We start from the raw sequence: 18808 nt of genomic DNA, 5'->3' as shown, positions 1-18808 counted from the left end.
CCGGAATCCCTCAGAAAAAGCCCATCTTTTACGGTTAATCAGCGGATAACCCCGGCATTATGGACGCCATAATAGCCGGGTTAAGTGGCAGCAAGGACGGTACGTGATGCATAAGCTTGTTTTAACCCTTCTGATAACCTGGATTTGCGGCTACGCGCAGGCTGCCGATCCTCTGCGTTTTGCTTCTGTAGCCAATAATCCGCCCTTTGAGTTTATGAACGCAGATAATCAGCTGGTGGGATTTGATATCGATTTAGCGAAAGCTTTGTGTGAGCGCATGCAGCAGCAATGTATTTTCACGAGTAATAATTTTGAGCACCTGCTTCCCTCCCTTAAATTTCGCCGTTATGACGCGGTCATTTCCGGTCTGGACATCACTGAAGAGCGTAAAACGCTGGTTGACTTTACCGATCCCTATCACAGCAACTCCGGCACGCTGGTAGCGGGGAAAGGGCTTTACAGCAATATTGAGCAGTTGAAAGGCAAACGAGTGGGCATTGGTGCAGAAACCACCCAGCAGGCCTATTTAAAGGTCGCGCGCCCTGAAATTGTGGCGGTGATTTATGATAATTACCAGAATGCGCTGCTGGATATGCGTAACGGCAGGCTCGATGGCATTTTCGGTGATACGCTGTCGATACAGCAGGTGCTGGAATCCAATCCACAGTTGGGGAAAGTAGGTGCGCCTATTACCGACAGTCGTTTTTTTGGCATCGGGCTGGGGATCGCTGTGCGAAAAGGCAACAGTGAACTGCGAAAGAGCCTTAATGAAGCGCTGCAAAGTCTGAAGGATGACGGTACGCTCCACCAGCTCAGCCGCCGCTGGTTTGGTCCATCCGCTTAGTTTTGCCTGCGCTTCAGGAGTGCCAGTACTTCGCTATGGGCCGTATGCGGGAAGAGATCAAATAGCTGGACCCGTTCTGCCTGATATTCACTCAATCGCGCAATGTCGCAGGCCAGGGTTTCTGCATTACAGCTTGAGTAGAGAATATAAGCGGGCGACATAGCGCTGAGATAGCGACAAAGCTCCTCACCTATTCCACGACGAGGGGGATTGACCAGTACCAGATCGGGAACAGCCTCCTCACCGGTGGCAAAAGCAGTGGAGTCCAGCGCGGCAAAGCTGACATTGTTCATTCCCATTTGCCGGGCAGAACGTCGGGCGCAGGCGATGGCCTCAGCACTGATTTCAATGCCGGTCAGCTTCATTTCTGGTGTGGCGCAGTGCAAGCCAAAGCCCCCGACTCCGCAAAACAGATCCCACATGCTGTGAATATTCAGTTCGCTTACCCAGCTGCGTGCAGTGGCGTAGAGTTTCGCTGCTACCTCAGGATTGGTCTGAAAGAAGCTCTGCGGACGTATCCACAGCGGCACGTCGTTAAGTTTTTCAGCAAGCGCCTGATTTTCAGTCAGGGCAATTTCCCGCTCCCCTTCCAGAATTGCCATATGTACCGGCTGAAGATTAGCCGATACCACGCTCAGCTCCGGTAGATCCTGCAAAAGAGCAGGTAATGCACGTTTAAGCTGTTCAAGTTTTGCTTCGGAACGTAGCACAAAACGCAGCATCATCCGCCCATCCAGCGTGCTTTGCGTCAGCAGAATAAATTTCAGCTCACCGCGCTTACGCGCCACATTGTAGGGCGTCAGGCCAGCCTGGGCGATAAAAGGCTTCAGCCGGGCAAAGACTTTGGCGAAACTGGCGGGATAGAGCGGACAGCTACTTAAATCTACCGGCAGACCATCACGGTGCATCACCCCAAAGACCGGGCGCTCCACGCTGCCGCTGACCACCATTTTGGCTTTATGACGAAAGCCCTGCGGCGGCGAGACGACCGGCGGCAGCCAGGTTCCAACATCTTGATCGGCCAGCAGTTGATGAAGCCGATCCTGTTTCTCTGCCAGTTGCCGGGAATAGGGAACGGTCAGCCACTGGCAGGAGCGGCAACGGTCGGCGTCATAGAGCGCGCAGTGCATAATGAAGTTGATTAGTCCGTGAAACGAAAAGCGGGCGGGGATTGTAGCATTGTGGTATCAGCGTTGCCGAAAAAATTGTCGACAGCTTGCAGGAACAAACAGCAGAAAGACCAGCACTAAATCTGGCAGCTTTTGCACCATCAGCAGCGGGATCACCTGCGCACTGCCCTCGCCATTAATGCTGAAAAGTTCCGGATAGATCCAGCCCATTGAGGCGCAGAACATGTAAAGCAGAGCGACAGTTTCAGCGGCGACAAAGCCCCAGCGCGCCCAGTTTCTGCCGTGTATCAGCGCCACGGCACAGCGTAGTTCAAAGAAAAAGATAAGCTGGCTGGCGATAAAGATCAGTGTTGAATCCCAGGCCTGAGCGCTGCGATAGACAAAACTGGTTATCCCCTCAACGCCTGCCTCCTCTATTTGCAGGAGCACGCTCAGCAAACGCGTGGCAACAATAGCAATAGCCCCCACCAGAACCGGAACCGGGACTGATGATTCAGGGATCCCCTTACCTTCTCTGAGTACCTCTGACATAACGCTCTCCTGCCGGCCCCACTTTATGCTCCATAACGGTGCGCGTGCGCCATCATGGGGTTCCTCCTGCTTCAGCCATTACCGGCAAACAAGAGGAGTGAATAATCACCGAGTGCTTAATCATTACGATCTCATTAAATGAGCCGCCCCACAGAAGGATTTCTGCTTAAGCATGCTGTCGGCAGCACTTTCGTTTAATTGAGTCACTCTGGCATGAACAGTGCAATTGTTCTAAGTGACTCACCTTGCAGGTTATTTCTAGCGCAATTAAGGGAATATATCCACCGGGACAGCGCCCTTTTTATCGCGTAATTAGCATTTTCTTTTTTTGACTGGAGGTCAATTGATGAAGGAAGAGAATTTTAGCTCAGCAAGCAGGCATTCCGCAGGCTTCGGCGCTTTTCTGGCGCTGCTGGTGGCGATACTATTTTTCTCCGGCCTGTTTTATAAAGTTGAAGGAATGAAGTGGCTGGGTGCCCTGGATTTCACCACGCTGGGCGGGAAATTTGGCAGCATAAAAGATGCCGCCACGACCTTTGTGGGCCAGGGAGGATCAGGTGCCAAAGCGGGCTTTCTGTTTGCCTTGTCGCTGGTGCCTACGGTCATGCTGGCGCTGGGGCTGCTGGAGATTTTTACGCATTATGGCGCTATACGCGCCGCACACCAATTGCTCACGCCGTTGCTGAAACCTGTTTTAGGCCTTCCCGGCCGCTCCGGGCTGGCTCTGATAACGGATTTACAGAGTACTGATGCCGGTGCGGCCTTAACCAAAGAACTTTATGATGAAAAGCAAATCTCCAAAAAAGAGGTGATTATTATGGCCGCCTGGCAATATTCCGGTGCCGGGCTGATCAATAACTATTTCGCCATCGGTTCTGCGCTGTTTGTTTCTTTATCCCTTCCCGTGCTGATCCCGTTAGTGGTGATGTTTGTGCTGAAATATGTGGGGGCGGCTTTTGTCCGCCTGATTTTGAACACCCTCTATAAACGAGATTTCCCACATGCAGAATAAACCGCTTAGCAGTCAGAACCCCTTTGATATCTTTGTTATTGGCGCGCGTAAAGGTTTCCATATCGCCATTCATAATTTAATGCCTAACGTGGTCATGGCCTATGTGATTGCGGAGATGCTAAATTTGCTGGGTGTTATGGGGTTTATAGGGCAGATTTTCGCGCCGGTAATGGGGCTTTTCGGCCTGCCGGGCGAGGCCACTACCGTCCTGCTTACGGCCTGGCTCTCCTCTTCTGCCGGCACCGGCGTTGCGGTGAGCTTGCTGGCCAAAGGCGTGCTGAGCGGCGCGGATATCACCATCCTGACGCCCGCCATTTTTCTGATGGGTTCCCAGCTACAGTATATGGGCAGGCTGTTAGGCGTGTCGGACGTGCCGAAAAAATACTGGCCTCTGCTGATGGTGACCAGCATTGTTAATGCGGCGATCTCAATGTTGATCATGCGGGTCGTAGCCTGATTCTTGATAAATGGAGTGCTTAACGTGTTAAAAGTTTTGGAACATTACGCTTATTTGCATGAGATCCCGGAACTGGGGTTTCAGGAATTTAAAACCTCGGCCTATATCAGCAGTCAGTTGAAAGAGGCAGGCTATGCGGTTCAGGATAACTTCAACGCAACGACCGGTATTGTCGCCGTACTGGATAGTGGCGTGCCGGGGCCAACGCTCGCCCTGCGAGCGGATATGGATGCGCTGGGACATGTGATCAATGGCGAAGCCTGCGCGCGTCACACCTGTGGGCATGATGGCCACTCGTCCGTGGTGCTGACCGCTGCACAGGAGCTGATTGCGGAAGGCGCGGTGAAGAAAGGCCGTCTGAAACTCATTTTTCAGCCTGCTGAAGAGCTGGGTACAGGCGCACTGGCGATGATCGCCGGAGGCGCTATAGACGATGTGGATATGATCCTGGGATTCCATCTGCGCCCTGCGGAAGAGTGTGCCGTGGGAACCGCCATTCCTGCTGTCTACTACTCCGCCTGCGTGACGATTGAAGCCACGGTGCGCGGACAGACTGCGCATGGCGCTCGTCCACACCTGGGCATTAATGCGCTGGATGCCGCCGTCAGTGCGGTTCAGGCTGTTAACGCGGTGCATATGGCGCCGGGGAAGAGCTGGAGCGCTAAAGCGACGCGTTTTCTGTGCGATGCAGGCGTTACCAACTCGATTCCAGACGAAGCGCGTGTGGTATTTGATCTGCGTGCCGCTGAAAACGAAGATATGGAGATATTAAAAGCGCGTGTGGAGCAGGCGATTAAGCACAGCGTGGCGGCGTATGGCGCAACAGCTGAGATTTTGGTGCTGAAATCGATGCCTGCCGCTGAGATTGATCAGGAGATGACGACATTAATTTCTGAGTCAATTACAGAGGTGCTGGGGGAAGCGGCGCTGATGCCGGTGCGCTCCACGCCTGGCAGTGAGGATTTCTTCCACTATGCCGTTGAGCGTCCTCAGGTGAAGTCAGGTTTCTGGGGGTTAGGAACCGGGCTGGTGCCGGGGCTGCATCATCCCGACATGCATTTCGATCTTAATTCGCTGCCGGTGGGGATCCGCATATTTAAGACCTGTGTGAAGAAGGTATTGGGTTGAGGGCAGGTTGTCTGGGGGTTCAGTGTTCTGGTCAGTAGAAGCCGAAGGGCACGCTGTCTGAGGAGTGGTAGCCAAATCAGACAGAACAGGATGCTGACTTAAAAAGCATGTCGACTGAAGGGCCAGCAGCCCGGTCAGGAAGAGGGGGCTGAACACAAAACGCCGTGAACCCCTCCCTGGGGGCTGCGAAGCGGCGTCCATGCCGCTTAGCTTTTGCTTATCAGCCCCCTCTCCCTTCCCCACAGCATTGGTGTTGTCTGTTATAGAAAAACAAACCAAATCCAAATCCTGCATCAAATCTGGTTTTGACCTGTGTGAACGCCACACTCACCAACAACACCGAATTCAATGGGTGGCGCCCCGGAGTGCATTAGCCGAGTGTATGCCGCAGGGATGCGGCATCCAAGCCCCCAGGGAAGGGTTCACGGCGTCTCGGATAAGGCACTCCGGGGTGACGCCTTTCCACCAAACCCGGTTTTGACCTGTGTGAACGCCAGGCCCACCAATAGCGCTGAATTTAACGGGTGGCACCACGAAGCATGTTAGCCGGGTGGCTGCCGCAGGCATGCGGCAGCCAGACTCTCACAACAGATCAAAATTTAAGTTTTGCACTACGGCGTCCCGGATAATGAACCCTGCGTTACTGCCCTTCCCCGTTCCGGGCATCAGTGGCCGCCGCGCGCCTTCTGGATATCCTTCAGCCGCTGCTTCTCTTCGTGCGCCATAAAGCGCCAGGCGATAAAGCCAACGATCCCAACCACGAACAGAATCAGCGAAGCCAGCGCATTGATCTCTGGGTTAACCCCACGTCGCACGGTGGCAAAAATTTGCATCGGCAGCGTGGTGGCACCCGGCCCGGTGACAAAGCTGGAAATCACCAGATCGTCCAGCGACAGCGTAAAGGCCAGCAGCCAACCGGTGACGATGGCTGGCGCAATCATTGGTACGGTAATCACAAAAAAGACCTTCAGCGGCGTTGCGCCCAGATCCATCGCGGCCTCTTCAATTGAGCGATCCAACTCGCGAAGACGTGAGTTGATCACCACCGCCACATAGGCGGTACAGAAGGTAACGTGCGCCAGCCAGATAGTTAACATGCCACGGTCGGCAGGCCAGCCAAAGGTATTGCCCATCGCCACAAACAGTAGCAGCAGTGAAAGCCCGGTGATCACATCCGGCATCACCAGCGGCGCAGTCAGCATAAAGGCGAAACCCGTAGAGCCTTTAAAACGACCGAAACGCACGATCACTACCGCAGCTATCGTACCCAAAACCGACGCAGCCGTTGCCGCCAGCGCCGCAATGGTCAGACTCAGCGTCACAGCACTAATCATCGCATCATCGTGGAACAACACGTTGTACCAGTGCAGCGAGAAACTCTCCCATGCGGCAAGCTGAGAGGAGTTAAAGGAATAGATAACCAGCAGCGCCATCGGAGCATAGAGGAAGAAAAAGCACACCACCAGGATCGCCGTGCGCCAGGGAGAACGAATTGTAGGTAACGTAGTCATTCCTTTTCCCCTAATTCTTTATTCTGATGCTTATGGAACCAGATAATCGGCAGGATCAATATCAGCAAAATAATCACTGCCAGCGCAGAGGCCACCGGCCAGTCACGGTTATTAAAGAATTCCTGCCAGAGTACGCGGCCAATCATGATGCTGTCGGGGCCACCTAACAGCTCGGGGATCACATACTCACCAACCGCAGGAATAAAGACCAGCATAGAGCCTGCGATAATCCCGCCTTTGGTCAGCGGCACGATAACGCTAAAGAAAGTTTTCAGCGGACGTGCGCCCAAATCGAGAGAAGCCTCCACCAGTGAATAGTCAATGCGGGTTAACGCGGTATAAATCGGCAGAACCATAAACGGCAGATAGCAGTAGACGATGCCAATATAGACCGCCAGATTGGTGTAGAGGATCGCCACAGGGTGATCGATAACACCGGTCCACATCAGGAAGCGGTTAAGAATGCCGTTATCATTCAGGATCCCCATCCAGGCATAGACGCGTACCAGAAAAGAGGTCCAGGAAGGCAGGATCACCAATAACAATAAAATATTACGCGTTGAGGGCGAACTGTGCGCCACCGCCCAGGCCAACGGATAACCTATCAGCAGACAGATAACTGTCGAGATGGCGGCCACCTGAAGGGAGTGCAGATAAGCGTCAACGTAGAGCGGATCGTCCGTCAGCGTGATGTAGTTGCCCAGATTCATCACCATCGTCAGCTGCCCGTCGGCCCAACTCACCAGATCGGTATAGGGCGGAATGGCGCGGGCAATATCCGCAAAGCTGATTTTCAGTACGATCAAAAAGGGCAGCAGAAACAGCAGGATCAGCCACAGATAGGGCAATGCGATAACCAGCTTACGCCCCTGCTTCATCTGCAACTTGCCCAGAAGCAGGCTGAACGAGCCTGCTTTGCGGGTTGGCGGCTCGCTGGCGCCTGAAGAATGTTGACTCATAACTCTCCCACTAAACCGTCAGAACCACGCAGCTGTCCGCTTCCCAGCAGAGACGGATTTCATCTCCCCAGGTCGGCATGCCCTTGCGAAAGCGCCAGGTATTTTGCAACTGAGCGCTGATCATCTGGCCGCTGTGCAGCCGCACATGATAGATCGAAAGGTCGCCCAGATAGGCGATATGCACCACTTCACCTACCGCAAAGTTACAGCCATCCGCAGGAACTTCCTCGCACAACATCACTTTTTCCGGCCGCAGGGCAACGTGCACCGGCACGCCGTCCGTCACGGAGGCGTCAGAATCGACCTTCAGAGGATGAATCAGTCCCGGACTGGCAATCACCAGGCCGTCTGCCTGACGTTCGCGCAGTACCCCTTCAAACAGATTGACTGAACCGATGAACTCCGCGCTGTAGCGGGTGGTCGGATGCTCGTAAATCTCTTCCGGCTCGCCAATCTGCACGAATTTGCCGCGGTTCATAATGGCAATGCGTCCGGCCATGGTCATCGCTTCTTCCTGATCGTGGGTCACCATCACGCAGGTTGCGCCCACGCGCTCAAGAATATCGACCACTTCCAGCTGCATCCTGTCGCGCAGTTTTTTATCCAGCGCGCCCATTGGCTCATCAAGCAGCAGTAATTTCGGCCGTTTGGCAAGGCTACGGGCCAGCGCCACGCGCTGCCGCTGCCCACCAGAAAGCTGATGCGGCTTGCGTTTGGCATACTCCTGCATATGTACCAGCGTCAGCATCTCTGCCACGCGGCTGGCGATCTCATTTTTCGGCAGGCGGTCCTGCTTCAGGCCAAAGGCGATGTTCTGCTCCACCGTCATGTGGGGGAACAGCGCATAGGACTGAAACATCATATTGATAGGTCGCTGATAAGGCGGCACATGCGAGAGATCCTGACCATCAAGCATGATCTGCCCGGAGGTAGGCGGCTCAAATCCTGCCAGCATGCGCAGCAGCGTCGACTTTCCACAGCCGGAGGCTCCCAGCAGCGCAAAAATTTCGCCTTTGTAAATCGTCAGATTGACATCATCAACCGCATGCTGACCGTCAAAAGACTTGGTCAGGTTGCGGATCTCAAGCAGCGGCGTCAGGGCTTTGCCAGCTTTTTGTTGCGGACGGGCGGTTGCGTCGTTCACTACCATTACTCTCCGGCGCTTAACGGAATACAGGCCATATAAAAAGACAAAACAGAGGCCGGAGAAAGCGCCTCTGTTGCTTAATCAAAAATGAGTCTGCCCCACTTTTGTCAATTACTTACCATTTTTAACTTTAGTCCATGCGCGCGTACGCACACGGTCAAGTTTTGGATCCTGCACTTTCAACACAAACAATTTTGCCATCGTGTCAGGGGTAGGGAAAATGCCCGGATTATTGCGGACGCTTTCATCAATCAGCGGTACAGAAGCCTTGTTGCCGTTAGCGTAGAACATCTTATTCGAGACGTCAGCGATGACCTTAGGCTCCATCATATAGTTGAGGAACTGATAGGCCGCATCCAGATTTTTGGCATCTTTAGGAATAGCGAACATATCAAAGAAGGCCAGCGCGCCCTCTTTTGGAATGCTGTAGGCAATGTCCACGCCATTCTTCGCTTCCACGGCACGGTTTTTCGCCTGCAAAATGTCGCCTGCCCAGCCGATAGCCACACAGGTATTGCCGTTCGCCAAATCGTTAATGTACTGAGAAGAGTGGAAGTAACGAATGCTTGGACGCAGCTTCAGCAACAGGTCTGTAGCGGCGCCAGAGTAATCTTTAGCATCGGAACTGTTCGGATCTTTGCCAAGATAGTTCAGGACGGTGGCAAAAATCTCTTCGGGTGCATCCAGGAAAGAGACGCCGCAGCTTTTCAGCTTCTCCAGGTTTTCAGGCTTCAGCACCAGATCCCAGCTGTCTACCGGCGCATCTTTACCCAGAGCCGCTTTCACTTTTTCAACGTTATAACCGATGCCGGTGGTCGCCCAGAGATAAGGGATTGCGTATTTGTTGCCTGGATCGTGCTGATCCAGCTTTTTCAGCAGATCCGGATCCAGATTTTTATAATTTGGCAGCTTGCTCTTATCAAGCGGCTGGAAAACGCCAGACTGTAACTGACGCGCCAGGAAGCTGGAGGAAGGCACTACCACGTCGTAGCCGGTGCTGCCGGCCATCAGTTTGCCTTCCAGCACCTCATTGGAATCAAACACGTCGTAGACCACCTTGATACCGGTTTGTTTTTCGAAATTCGGTACGGTATTGGGTGAAATATAGTCTGACCAGTTATAGACGTGCAGCGTCTTATCAGCAGCACTCGCGCCAGCGGAAACCGCCATCAACACGCCAGCAACCACACCTGACAACCAATTCTTACGAAGGGCGCTCATGTTTTCCATTCTCCTGAACAGGGATAATTACAGCCTGAGGCACAAGCTACTCACAGCTGACCTTTTAAGGCTCTACAATGAATGATTATTCAGTGCGCTGTTAAATAGAAAAAACCTATACCTCTGGTGACGTTGCACGCGAAATGCAGCTTCGCAAGAATAGCCCCCCTGCTCCCCCCAGGCCAGCCCCCGGCGTAAAAAACGCCTTTTATCGATTTTTAATGCATGTTTCCTCTCTGTGATAGGGCATACATGGCACAAACGGCGACAGATATCCGGCATTCAGGGCATAAACCAGCATAAATGCGTGTAGCAAAGCGGTGAGAGATGCTGAAAATAGCAACAGTTAAACGTGAATGGATATTTTAACAGCGGGGGAAAAAGAGGAATGGGCTAATCGGTGATTAACCCAGGGGCATTAATGCAGCAAAGAATGGGTAGTGACGATCTCTGAGCGATCTTCTTCTTCGCCCGGTACCAGCAACTGATTGGCAAAGGCTTCCAGCACAACCATAGAAACTTGCTCTTCGCTTTGCTTCATAAAATGAACAAATTGCCCGAAAGTCACCCCGGCGGAGACGCTCAGCGACTGACAAACAATAAGCTTGGGCAGATTATCATCCTGGATATCCAGGAAGGCTTTCACCGTTAAAGAGCTGGCATTAATTTGTGATAAATCGCCAACCAACGGGATAAGCGCAGTGGGTTTGACCTCTGCCAGAGCTGAGAACAGGAGAACGTTATCGACCAAATCCAGCTTGGCATCAAACACACCGTCGAAATTTTGCATATGCGGCAGATGAAGGGCCTGACAAGAGTCACACTCAAACCAGGTGATGCTTTGCTGATCCAGCCAACGTCGTATTACGTCAATATCTGGAACGACGAGTGAATCCATGTATTTTATTTCTCTTACCGCCTTAAAATTGCGCCCTAGCTTACGGAAAATCCCTGCCAAATACCACGATAGCGAAAGAAATATGCCTTTATCCGCCGGTTTTCAGACTGAAGCCGGGGCGAGCCTGTTGTTCAATCCAGGCGATCATCATCGCCGCAATATCCAGTCCGGTAGTCTTTTCAATCCCTTCAAGGCCGGGTGAAGCATTGACCTCCATCACCAGCGGGCCTCGTTTCGCCCGCAGGATATCCACACCGGCTACATCCAGGCCCAGCGTGGCGGCTGCCGCAATCGCCATTTCCCGTTCACGCTCTGTGATCTCCACACTGCGGGCTTTGCCTCCGCGATGAAGATTAGAGCGGAAATCGCCCTCTTTGGCCTTGCGCTCGATAGATGCGACCACTTCCCCGCCGATCACCAGACAGCGGATATCCTTTCCCTGCGCTTCTTTGATGAATTCCTGCACCAGGATATGCGCATTCAGCCCACGAAACGCGTCTATCACGCTCTCCGCAGCCTGGCGGGTTTCCGCCAGCACGACGCCAATACCCTGCGTCCCTTCCACCAGCTTGACCACCAGCGGTGCGCCTCCCACCATTTTAATCAGGTCGCTGGTATCGTCCGGTGAATGAGCAAACCCGGTTACCGGCATATCAATCCCCTGCCGCGCCAGCAGTTGCAGCGAGCGTAACTTGTCACGGGCGCGGGTAATGGCTACCGACTCATTCAGCGGATAACTGCCACACACCTCAAACTGACGCAGCACGGCCGTGCCGTAAAAGGTAATGGCGGAGCCTATGCGGGGGATCACCGCATCAAAATGCTCCAGCTGCTTGCCGCGGTAGTGAATAGCCGATGAACCGGGATTGATGGTCATATAACATGAGAGCGGATCGATCACTTCAACGCGGTGGCCGCGCGACCGCGCGACCTCCAACAGACGTTTGCAGGAATAAAGTGAGCTGTCACGGGAAAGTATCGCAATTTTCACCAGCTGCCTCCGCAGAGCTTAACGCGTTGCCCAACCCTGTTTATGCAGGTAATCCAGCATAAAGGGGCGACTCTCTTTGAGCAGCGTTTTCTGAATGTGCTCACTCCAGCTTTCCCGACGCGTGTTGTTGCCACGCGACAGGTAATAGGCTTCATGTTCCGCATCATACTCAGCCAGCACCTGGGGATCGATTGGCTGATAGTGGTTTTCATGCACCAGCATGGCGACGGGCATACGCGGCTTCAACTGCGGGATCTGTTCAGGCCAGCCGAGGCAAAGGCCAAAGAGTGGCAGAACAAATTCAGGCAGGCCCAACAGTTCGGTCACTTCTGCGATGCTGTTGCGAATCCCGCCAATATAGACGCCGCCCAGTCCTAAAGACTCAGCGGCGGTCATCGCATTCTGTCCCATCAGCGCTGTATCCACGCAGCCCAGCAGCAGCTGTTCCGCCAGTCCCAACTGAGCTTCCGGATAGATTTGCTGGTGGCGGTTGAAATCGGCACAAAATACCCAAAATTCTGCGGCAGTCCCGACATACTTTTGTCCACCTGTCAGACCAACCAGTTTTTCACGCAGTGTCTTATCGGTAACCCGAATAATTGACGAACATTGCAAAAAGCTGGAGCTGGACGCGGACTGCGCAGCGGCCAAAATGGCTTCACGCTGTGCGTCATCAATTTGCCTGTCAGTAAAGGCCCGAATCGAGCGGTGCGAGCACAAAAGCTCAATGGTCGGCGTCATGCTTATCTCCTGGGGGGGTGTCACGCTTTGCGTTAAAAAGTTCCGGCGCCATCGCTTTTGCCGTACGCCACATCATCACGATTGCGGCTGGAAGCATTAACGCAATACCTGCAAAAATCATCACTGTTGCGGCGAACGGGCCGGAAAAAGGTGCCGGCAAGGGTAGCATCTGATGCAGCGTGAAGTAAGAGAGAACCAGCAATATTCCCCCCACGGCTTCCATAAACAGCACGGGTTTGGGTAAACGACTAAAAGCACGCATGGCGTATCTCCTTACGCAGGGTTGCTCTACCCTACCTGCCGTTATTAAAGCCCACCTTAGCGATCTCTGCATAGTCTGGACGAATCAGATCAACAGGTAATTCCTTCTTCCTTTCCCTGGTAGATGCGGGCATGATGATCGCCATTAACAAATAAGTTGTGATGTACATCACACTAATTTTGACCTTTGAGGAGAAACCTATGTTTGCAGTGATTTTTGGACGTCCTGGCTGTCCTTATTGTGTCCGTGCAAAAGAGCTGGCTGAGAAGCTGACCGCAGAGCGTGAAGATTTCAACTTCCGTTATATCGACATCCACGCTGAAGGCATCACTAAAGCGGATCTGGAAAAAACCGTCGGCAAGCCTGTTGAAACCGTACCGCAGATTTTCCTCGATCAGAACCACATTGGTGGCTGCACTGATTTTGAAGCTTATGCCAAAGAGAATCTGGGCCTGTTCCAGTAATCTTCTCTCATCACCGCCTTAACCAGGAACCGGTGACTGACGCATAAAAAAAGGCCGATTAAAATCGGCTTTTTTTTCGTCTGGTGTCAGGGCCGCTTTTCATCGCCCAGCAAGGACCGGGAAAGCATAACCACCAGGGCACCGGAGCCGCACCAGAAGGCAGCGCTGGTGGTAAAAGCTAACTCCTGTAGCAAAGAGCCATGCGCAGCCAGTGAAAAATGCATGGCCAGCAGCATCACCGGCGTTGCTAAAAAAGCGCCTGCAAGAGCGACCGTTAACGGCGCTTCTTTTGAAGTCAGCGCCGCAATAGCGCCAGGCACGATAAATATAAGCAGCCCCAAACGGGGTTCAGAGTGAAGAGTAGTATCAACATTCATTTCAAACCGCACGGCAACAAACACCAGGCAGTAAAGGACAAAACAGACGATAACGCCTGTCCAGGTCATCCCTTTAAATACCATAGGATCTTCTCCCGGCTAGGTAATTTCGGATAAAACTTAACGTCGCCGTGACAAATGTTGCGGCTATTACTGGCTGAAAAGAATGAAAAGATGTCCAGCGGCGCTGGCATTGGGCTGTAATTCGTGGAAATTCCTGAATATTGCCGCTGCTCTGCTGACAGCCAGGTCAATATAAAATAAAAAATGAAGTAGTTCAACACGTTACTGGTAAACAGGAGGTTACATCAGGCTCAAAAAGGTCACATATTTGTTAAATGAAAAAAACTATCTGTTTATCCCAGACGGTTTCTCAGGCGTAACCCCTCGTTTTCTAAGAACTCTCCGAGCCTTCCGGATCCCGCTTTTGCAACGTAATTTTTACGCTTTTTAAATGAAAAAAAATTATTTCTTCCGTTATCAGAACTTTTGTATTTGGCCGGAGTCATAATTAGTGCCACTGCTTTTCTTTGAAATCCCTAAATTGTGGAGCCCGTTAATCTGATGATTAGCGGGTTTTTTTATCGCCGCTTTATAAGACTTTTCACAATAAGACTTATCTCCATTCTCTTCTCTTAATGTTTCCTTAATCCCCTTTCCGCACCATAGCACTCCCTGTTCATAATCTCTGACTGTCATGAAATCACCCTCCATTCTTAACAGAAGCACAACCACCCGCGTAATTAGGAACGAAGCTATTTATCTTCTTCCTGCCCGCTTTTATCTTGTCCAGCTGATCTTACTGGCGGTAACAGGGCTGATTTTCACCTGGATTTCCCGCCATGAAAGTTGGGATCTCGCCCTGATACGGGTGTGGTTTGATCCTGTGACGCAGCAATTTCCCTGGAAAGATAACCGCTGGCTGGATTTGATCAATCACCGTTTGTTAAAGGACATGGTGATAGCCGCTGCGGCAGTTGCGCTGGTAAGAGGCCTTGTGCAGCGCAATGCCCGTTTAGTGCTGATCCCAGCGTTGATTGGCATAGGGCCGCTGGTGGTAGGCATTCTTAAAGCGAACAGCGCGCACTCCTGCCCGTGGGATCTGGTGGAATTTGGCGGCAAAGCGGTCTCTTTCCCGCTCTTTTCTGCCATCCCCTTCAACAGCGGGCCAGGCCGGTGCTTTCCGGGCGGTCATGCATCAAGCGGGTTTGGAATGATGGCGCTCTTTTTCTGGTACTGGCCCCGCCGCCCGGTCAGAGCATGGTGCTGTTTTGCGCTCGGCGTGTCGCTGGGCATGGTGATGGGCTATGGCCAGATGATGCGCGGAGCACATTTCCTTTCACACAATTTATGGGCTGGCTGGTGGGTTTGGCTGAGCCAATGTTTAACTTTCGGGTGCGTTTCGTACCTGGTGAATAAGACGAGGAAAATATAAATATGGAAGAACTTAACCGGACGTTGTTTCTCTGGATCAATGCCACCCCCTTATCCCCTGCCTGGCTGCTCTCACTTGCTACCTTTATTGCCCGCGATCTGATTGCCATTGTCCCGGTGCTTATTATCACGCTGTGGCTGTGGGGGCCAGAGCGTCAGGTCGGTTTACAGCGTAAGCTGGTGCTGAAAACCGGTATCGCGCTGGCTTATGCCCTGAGTATTTCATGGTGCGTAGGGAATTTGTTCCCCCATGCACGACCTTTTGTCCTGGGTATAGGCCATCAGTTTCTGCCGCATGCGGCCGATGATTCCTATCCCAGCGATCACGGCACCGCTATTTTTACCGTCGCGATTGCGTTTCTTTGCTGGCACCGCGTCTGGTCTGGCGGGCTGCTGATTGTGACCGGCATCGCTATCGCCTGGTCACGCATCTACCTTGGCGTTCACTGGCCGATGGATATGCTGGGCGGAGTGCTGGTTGGCGGACTCTCCTGCCTGTTTGCCCAGGTGGCATGGTCCTTTTTTGGCCGCCGCTTATTGCAAAATATCTCTTCACTTTACCGACTGGTATTTTCCTTTCCCATACGCAAGGGCTGGGTACGTAATTAGCGCACGGCGCTCTCTGTGAGATGCACCCGGCATAATAACGGTTAAACAGACGCCTGATTTATTGCGCAACATAATGAAAAATTAAAGACTTTCTATTAATGTGTTGCGCAATTGATATTATGACAAGTCACCCTCAACCACTCAAAAAACATAACTCACTGATAAATAACCATTTTTATTTCACATCTTTTTCTGTCTTGGCTGAATTGAACACTATTTAACCAGCCTTGAACCTGGTTACAGTAGTGAAAAAAACCAATAAAATCCGCAGCAACCCGTGCATTCCTCTGCACTTAAAACCTCATACCGAATATTTCGCCAAATATAATAGCAGGAATGTGATTCAGATCGCCTGAAGTGCCTCTGTTTCTCCTTTTCTCGTTTTATTTAAATGGTAGAGTGTCCGCGTTTCGGACAGGGATCAAAATAGTGGGTTGGCACCCCTGCCTGTCGATAATTGTTTCACTGTATTCAATCAGGAGATAATGATGGAGTCATCTAAGACGGCCACGCTGGCGGGTAGCGGTGTTGTACAGACCACCAGCTGGCGCAAAAGTGACACAATGTGGATGTTAGGCCTGTACGGGACGGCCATTGGCGCTGGGGTGCTTTTCCTGCCTATCAATGCCGGTATTGGCGGGCTGATACCGCTGATTATTATGACGCTGCTGGCGTTCCCGATGACCTTCTTTGCCCACCGTGGCCTTTGCAGGTTCGTGCTTTCCGGCCGCAAAGCCGGTGAAGATATTACCGGCGTGGTGGAAGAGCATTTTGGTAAAGGCGCCGGTAAGCTGCTGACCCTGCTCTATTTCTTCGCCATCTATCCCATTCTGCTGGTTTACAGCGTAGCTATTACCAACACCGTTGATAGCTTTATGACCCATCAGCTGCATATGCAGGCACCGCCACGATTTTTGCTGGCGCTGATCCTGATTGTGGGTTTGATGACCATTGTGCGTTTCGGCAAAGAGATGATTGTCAAAACCATGAGCGTACTGGTCTATCCCTTTGTGATGGTGCTGATGGTACTGGCGCTCTTTTTAGTGCCGCACTGGAACAGTTCGCTCTTCCATAACGTCAGCCTGGCCGGCAGCGGCAACGGGCTGGGAATAACGCTGTGGCTGGCCATTCCGGTGATGGTGTTTTCGTTTAATCACTCCCCCATTATTTCAGCCTTTGCGGTTGCCAAAAAGGAAGAGTATGGCGATAAGGCTGAGCAGAAATGCTCGAAAATTCTGGCCTTCAGCCACCTGATGATGGTGGTGACGGTGATGTTCTTTGTCTTCAGCTGCGTGCTTAGCCTCTCGCCGGAGAACCTGGCTGAGGCAAAATCACAGAACATCTCCATCCTTTCCTACCTGGCGAACCACTTCAACACGCCGCTGATGGCCTGGCTCGCCCCCATTATCGCCATGGTCGCTATTACTAAATCTTTTCTCGGCCACTATCTTGGCGCGCGGGAAGGTTTCAACGGTCTGATTGTCAAAACGTTGGGTGAGAAAGGGAAAAATCTGCCGGAAGCGAAGCTGAATAAGATCACTGCCCTGTTTATGCTGGTTACTACCTGGATTGTAGCCACGCTGAACCCCAGCATTTTAGGGATGATTGAAACGCTCGGCGGCCCGGTTATTGCGGTTCTGCTGTTCCTGATGCCGATGTACGCAATCAATAAAGTCCCTGCGATGCGCCAGTACAGCGGTAAAATCAGCAATATCTTTGTGGTGCTGACCGGTCTGGTAGCTATTTCCGCTATCGCTTACGACCTGATTTAATCTGGCAAAAAGGGGCGATACCTTTCGCCCCTTCAGATTTTTATTTACCGCGCGCTGAGTCGACATCTGTTCTCTGGCCGATCAGGCAAACCATTTACCAAACCATCCGGTCATTTTCATCATTACAAAATCCCAGATGCGGTTTAAAAAGCCGCCCTCTTTCACCTCTTCCATTACCACCAAGGGACGCTGCTCTATGGTCTTGCCATTCAGCTGAAAGTCGATATTTCCCACCACCTGATTTTTCTTAAGCGGGGCGGTAAGCTGCGGCTGATTAAGCGTGAAACTGGCCTTAAGATTCTTTATTTGTCCTTTTGGCAGAGTAATGGCGGCATCCTTCGCGACGCCAAGATTGACCTCTTTCCTGTCGCCGTACCAGACGCGCTGGGTTGAAAATGGCTTGTCCGCTTTTATCGGCGTTACCGTTTCGTAAAACCGGAAGCCCCAGGTCAGCAGCTTTTCACTTTCACGAAAGCGGACGGCATCCGTAGCGGCACCTAACACTACCGAGATCAAACGCTGATCGCCCTGCACAGCTGAAGCCACCAGATTGTTACCGGCGCCCTCGGTATGTCCGGTTTTAATGCCATCAACGTTCAGGTTCGTGCTCCACAACAGACGGTTGCGGTTATGCTGACGGATACGATTGAAGGTAAATTCCTTCTCTTTGTGCAGGGCATATTCCTCAGGCACGTCACGAATTAATGCCTGACCTATCAGCGCCATATCTCTGGCCGTGCTGTACTGCCCCTCGGAATCCAGCCCGTGCACAGTTTTGAAATGGGTGTTCTGCAACCCCAGCGCCTTAACATAGTTATTCATCAGGCCGACAAAAGAGTCCTGGCTGCCCGCGACGTAATCCGCCAGCGCAATACTGGCGTCATTCCCGGACTGAATAATAATGCCCTTATTGAGTTCGGAAACCGGGATACGGTCACCGGGCTTAAGGAACATCAGCGACGAGCCTTGTAACTTCGGGTTGCCGGTAGCCCAGGCATCTTTGCCTACGGTCACCATATCGTCATTAGTAATTTTTCCGGCTTTAATAGCCTGCCCGATAACATAGGTTGCCATCATTTTAGTCAGGCTGGCCGGGTCAAGACGATCGTCAGCATGGGATTCCGTCAGCACTTTTCCGCTGTGGTAATCCAGCAGTATCCAGGCTTTGGCTTCTATCTGTGGTGCTGCGGGGGCCTCCTCGGCGCGGGCAGTCAGCGTCAGAAGTAAAACAGGCGTAGAGAGAAGCAGAGTTTTTACAGTGGCAGAGAGAGACATTTTCTTCATGGCGGGACCCAAATATCCATTTGAAAGGTAACTATT

20 protein-coding genes are annotated in these 18808 nt (G+C 52.2%); 8 read left to right on the top strand and 12 right to left on the bottom strand.

What is annotated here, in order from left to right:
• Positions 1-106 precede the first annotated feature (106 nt).
• Positions 107-844, top strand: a complete 738-nt coding sequence (locus tag AAH450_RS10445) for a transporter substrate-binding domain-containing protein (RefSeq protein WP_342910151.1) — start codon at positions 107-109, stop codon at positions 842-844.
• Here AAH450_RS10445 and rlmC read toward each other — a convergent pair.
• Complete coding sequence (rlmC, locus tag AAH450_RS10440) at positions 841-1974, bottom strand: 23S rRNA (uracil(747)-C(5))-methyltransferase RlmC (protein WP_342910150.1); 1134 nt, start codon at positions 1972-1974, stop codon at positions 841-843. The two genes, AAH450_RS10445 and rlmC, sit on opposite strands and share 4 nt — an antisense overlap.
• Before the next feature lie 57 nt (positions 1975-2031).
• Positions 2032-2505, bottom strand: a complete 474-nt coding sequence (locus AAH450_RS10435) for a YbjO family protein (protein ID WP_342910149.1) — start codon at positions 2503-2505, stop codon at positions 2032-2034.
• A 346-nt stretch (positions 2506-2851) separates the two neighbouring features.
• On the opposite strand from AAH450_RS10435, the gene AAH450_RS10430 reads away from it, so the two are divergent.
• Genes AAH450_RS10430 through AAH450_RS10420 form a run of 3 tightly spaced genes read left to right on the top strand, consistent with a single transcriptional unit; the run spans position 2852 to position 5102 of the window.
• Complete coding sequence (locus tag AAH450_RS10430; RefSeq protein WP_342910148.1) at positions 2852-3517, top strand: nucleoside recognition domain-containing protein; 666 nt, start codon at positions 2852-2854, stop codon at positions 3515-3517.
• Complete coding sequence (locus AAH450_RS10425; protein WP_342910147.1) at positions 3507-3974, top strand: YjiG family protein; 468 nt, start codon at positions 3507-3509, stop codon at positions 3972-3974. The genes AAH450_RS10430 and AAH450_RS10425 overlap by 11 nt, the downstream gene beginning before the upstream one ends.
• A 24-nt stretch (positions 3975-3998) precedes the next feature.
• Positions 3999-5102, top strand: coding sequence for a M20 peptidase aminoacylase family protein (locus tag AAH450_RS10420; protein ID WP_342910146.1), 1104 nt, complete (start codon positions 3999-4001; stop codon positions 5100-5102).
• A gap of 665 nt (positions 5103-5767) precedes the next feature.
• On the opposite strand, the gene potI is transcribed toward AAH450_RS10420, so the two are convergent.
• The 8 genes from potI to AAH450_RS10380 form a co-directional block, all read right to left on the bottom strand.
• The gene (gene potI / locus AAH450_RS10415; RefSeq protein WP_306206651.1) at positions 5768-6613 is read right to left on the bottom strand and encodes a putrescine ABC transporter permease PotI; all 846 of its coding nucleotides are present in this window, start codon (positions 6611-6613) and stop codon (positions 5768-5770) included.
• Positions 6610-7572: a putrescine ABC transporter permease PotH gene (gene potH / locus AAH450_RS10410; RefSeq protein ID WP_318791995.1), complete on the bottom strand. Its 963-nt coding sequence runs from the start codon at positions 7570-7572 to the stop codon at positions 6610-6612. Before potH ends, potI begins: the two co-directional genes overlap by 4 nt.
• A 10-nt stretch (positions 7573-7582) precedes the next feature.
• Positions 7583-8716 (bottom strand): putrescine ABC transporter ATP-binding subunit PotG, encoded by a 1134-nt coding sequence (gene potG, locus AAH450_RS10405; protein WP_342910388.1) that lies wholly within the window; start codon positions 8714-8716, stop codon positions 7583-7585.
• Positions 8717-8830: 114 nt separating this feature from the next.
• Positions 8831-9940 carry a spermidine/putrescine ABC transporter substrate-binding protein PotF gene (gene potF / locus AAH450_RS10400; RefSeq protein WP_342910145.1) on the bottom strand — a complete coding sequence of 370 codons (1110 nt, stop codon included), beginning with the start codon at positions 9938-9940 and terminating at the stop codon, positions 8831-8833.
• A 418-nt stretch (positions 9941-10358) separates the two neighbouring features.
• Positions 10359-10838 (bottom strand): YbjN domain-containing protein, encoded by a 480-nt coding sequence (locus AAH450_RS10395; protein WP_318791993.1) that lies wholly within the window; start codon positions 10836-10838, stop codon positions 10359-10361.
• An 88-nt stretch (positions 10839-10926) separates the two neighbouring features.
• Positions 10927-11829, bottom strand: coding sequence for a 30S ribosomal protein S6--L-glutamate ligase (gene rimK / locus AAH450_RS10390; RefSeq protein WP_342910144.1), 903 nt, complete (start codon positions 11827-11829; stop codon positions 10927-10929).
• Positions 11830-11847: 18 nt separating this feature from the next.
• Positions 11848-12570, bottom strand: a complete 723-nt coding sequence (gene nfsA / locus AAH450_RS10385) for an oxygen-insensitive NADPH nitroreductase (protein WP_342910143.1) — start codon at positions 12568-12570, stop codon at positions 11848-11850.
• Complete coding sequence (locus AAH450_RS10380; RefSeq protein ID WP_342910142.1) at positions 12554-12832, bottom strand: YbjC family protein; 279 nt, start codon at positions 12830-12832, stop codon at positions 12554-12556. The genes nfsA and AAH450_RS10380 overlap by 17 nt, the downstream gene beginning before the upstream one ends.
• Positions 12833-13032: 200 nt before the next feature.
• On the opposite strand from AAH450_RS10380, the gene AAH450_RS10375 reads away from it, so the two are divergent.
• On the top strand, positions 13033-13296 hold the full coding sequence (locus tag AAH450_RS10375; protein ID WP_306206665.1) for a GrxA family glutaredoxin: 264 nt from the start codon (positions 13033-13035) through the stop codon (positions 13294-13296).
• An 86-nt stretch (positions 13297-13382) separates the two neighbouring features.
• Here AAH450_RS10375 and ybjM read toward each other — a convergent pair whose 3' ends face one another.
• Positions 13383-13757, bottom strand: coding sequence for an inner membrane protein YbjM (gene ybjM / locus AAH450_RS10370; RefSeq protein ID WP_342910141.1), 375 nt, complete (start codon positions 13755-13757; stop codon positions 13383-13385).
• A 613-nt stretch (positions 13758-14370) separates the two neighbouring features.
• Here ybjM and AAH450_RS10365 point away from each other — a divergent pair.
• The 3 genes from AAH450_RS10365 (at position 14371) to AAH450_RS10355 (ending at position 17488) form a co-directional block, all read left to right on the top strand.
• Positions 14371-15108, top strand: a complete 738-nt coding sequence (locus tag AAH450_RS10365) for a phosphatase PAP2 family protein (protein ID WP_342910140.1) — start codon at positions 14371-14373, stop codon at positions 15106-15108.
• A 2-nt stretch (positions 15109-15110) separates the two neighbouring features.
• A complete protein-coding gene (ybjG, locus tag AAH450_RS10360; protein WP_342910139.1) occupies positions 15111-15716 on the top strand; it encodes an undecaprenyl-diphosphate phosphatase in 606 nt (201 codons plus the stop codon).
• 488 nt (positions 15717-16204) lie between these two features.
• Complete coding sequence (locus AAH450_RS10355; RefSeq protein WP_342910387.1) at positions 16205-17488, top strand: HAAAP family serine/threonine permease; 1284 nt, start codon at positions 16205-16207, stop codon at positions 17486-17488.
• Between the two features lie 81 nt (positions 17489-17569).
• Here the strand turns inward: AAH450_RS10355 and AAH450_RS10350 are convergent, their stop codons facing one another.
• On the bottom strand, positions 17570-18772 hold the full coding sequence (locus AAH450_RS10350; protein ID WP_342910138.1) for a serine hydrolase: 1203 nt from the start codon (positions 18770-18772) through the stop codon (positions 17570-17572).
• Between the last annotated feature and the right edge of the window lie 36 nt (positions 18773-18808).

The organism is Erwinia magellanica, assembly GCF_039023495.1.
Classification (GTDB): domain Bacteria; phylum Pseudomonadota; class Gammaproteobacteria; order Enterobacterales; family Enterobacteriaceae; genus Erwinia.
The sequence above is the reverse complement of the archived record's forward strand: the minus strand, read 5'-3'. Positions and strand labels throughout refer to the sequence as shown.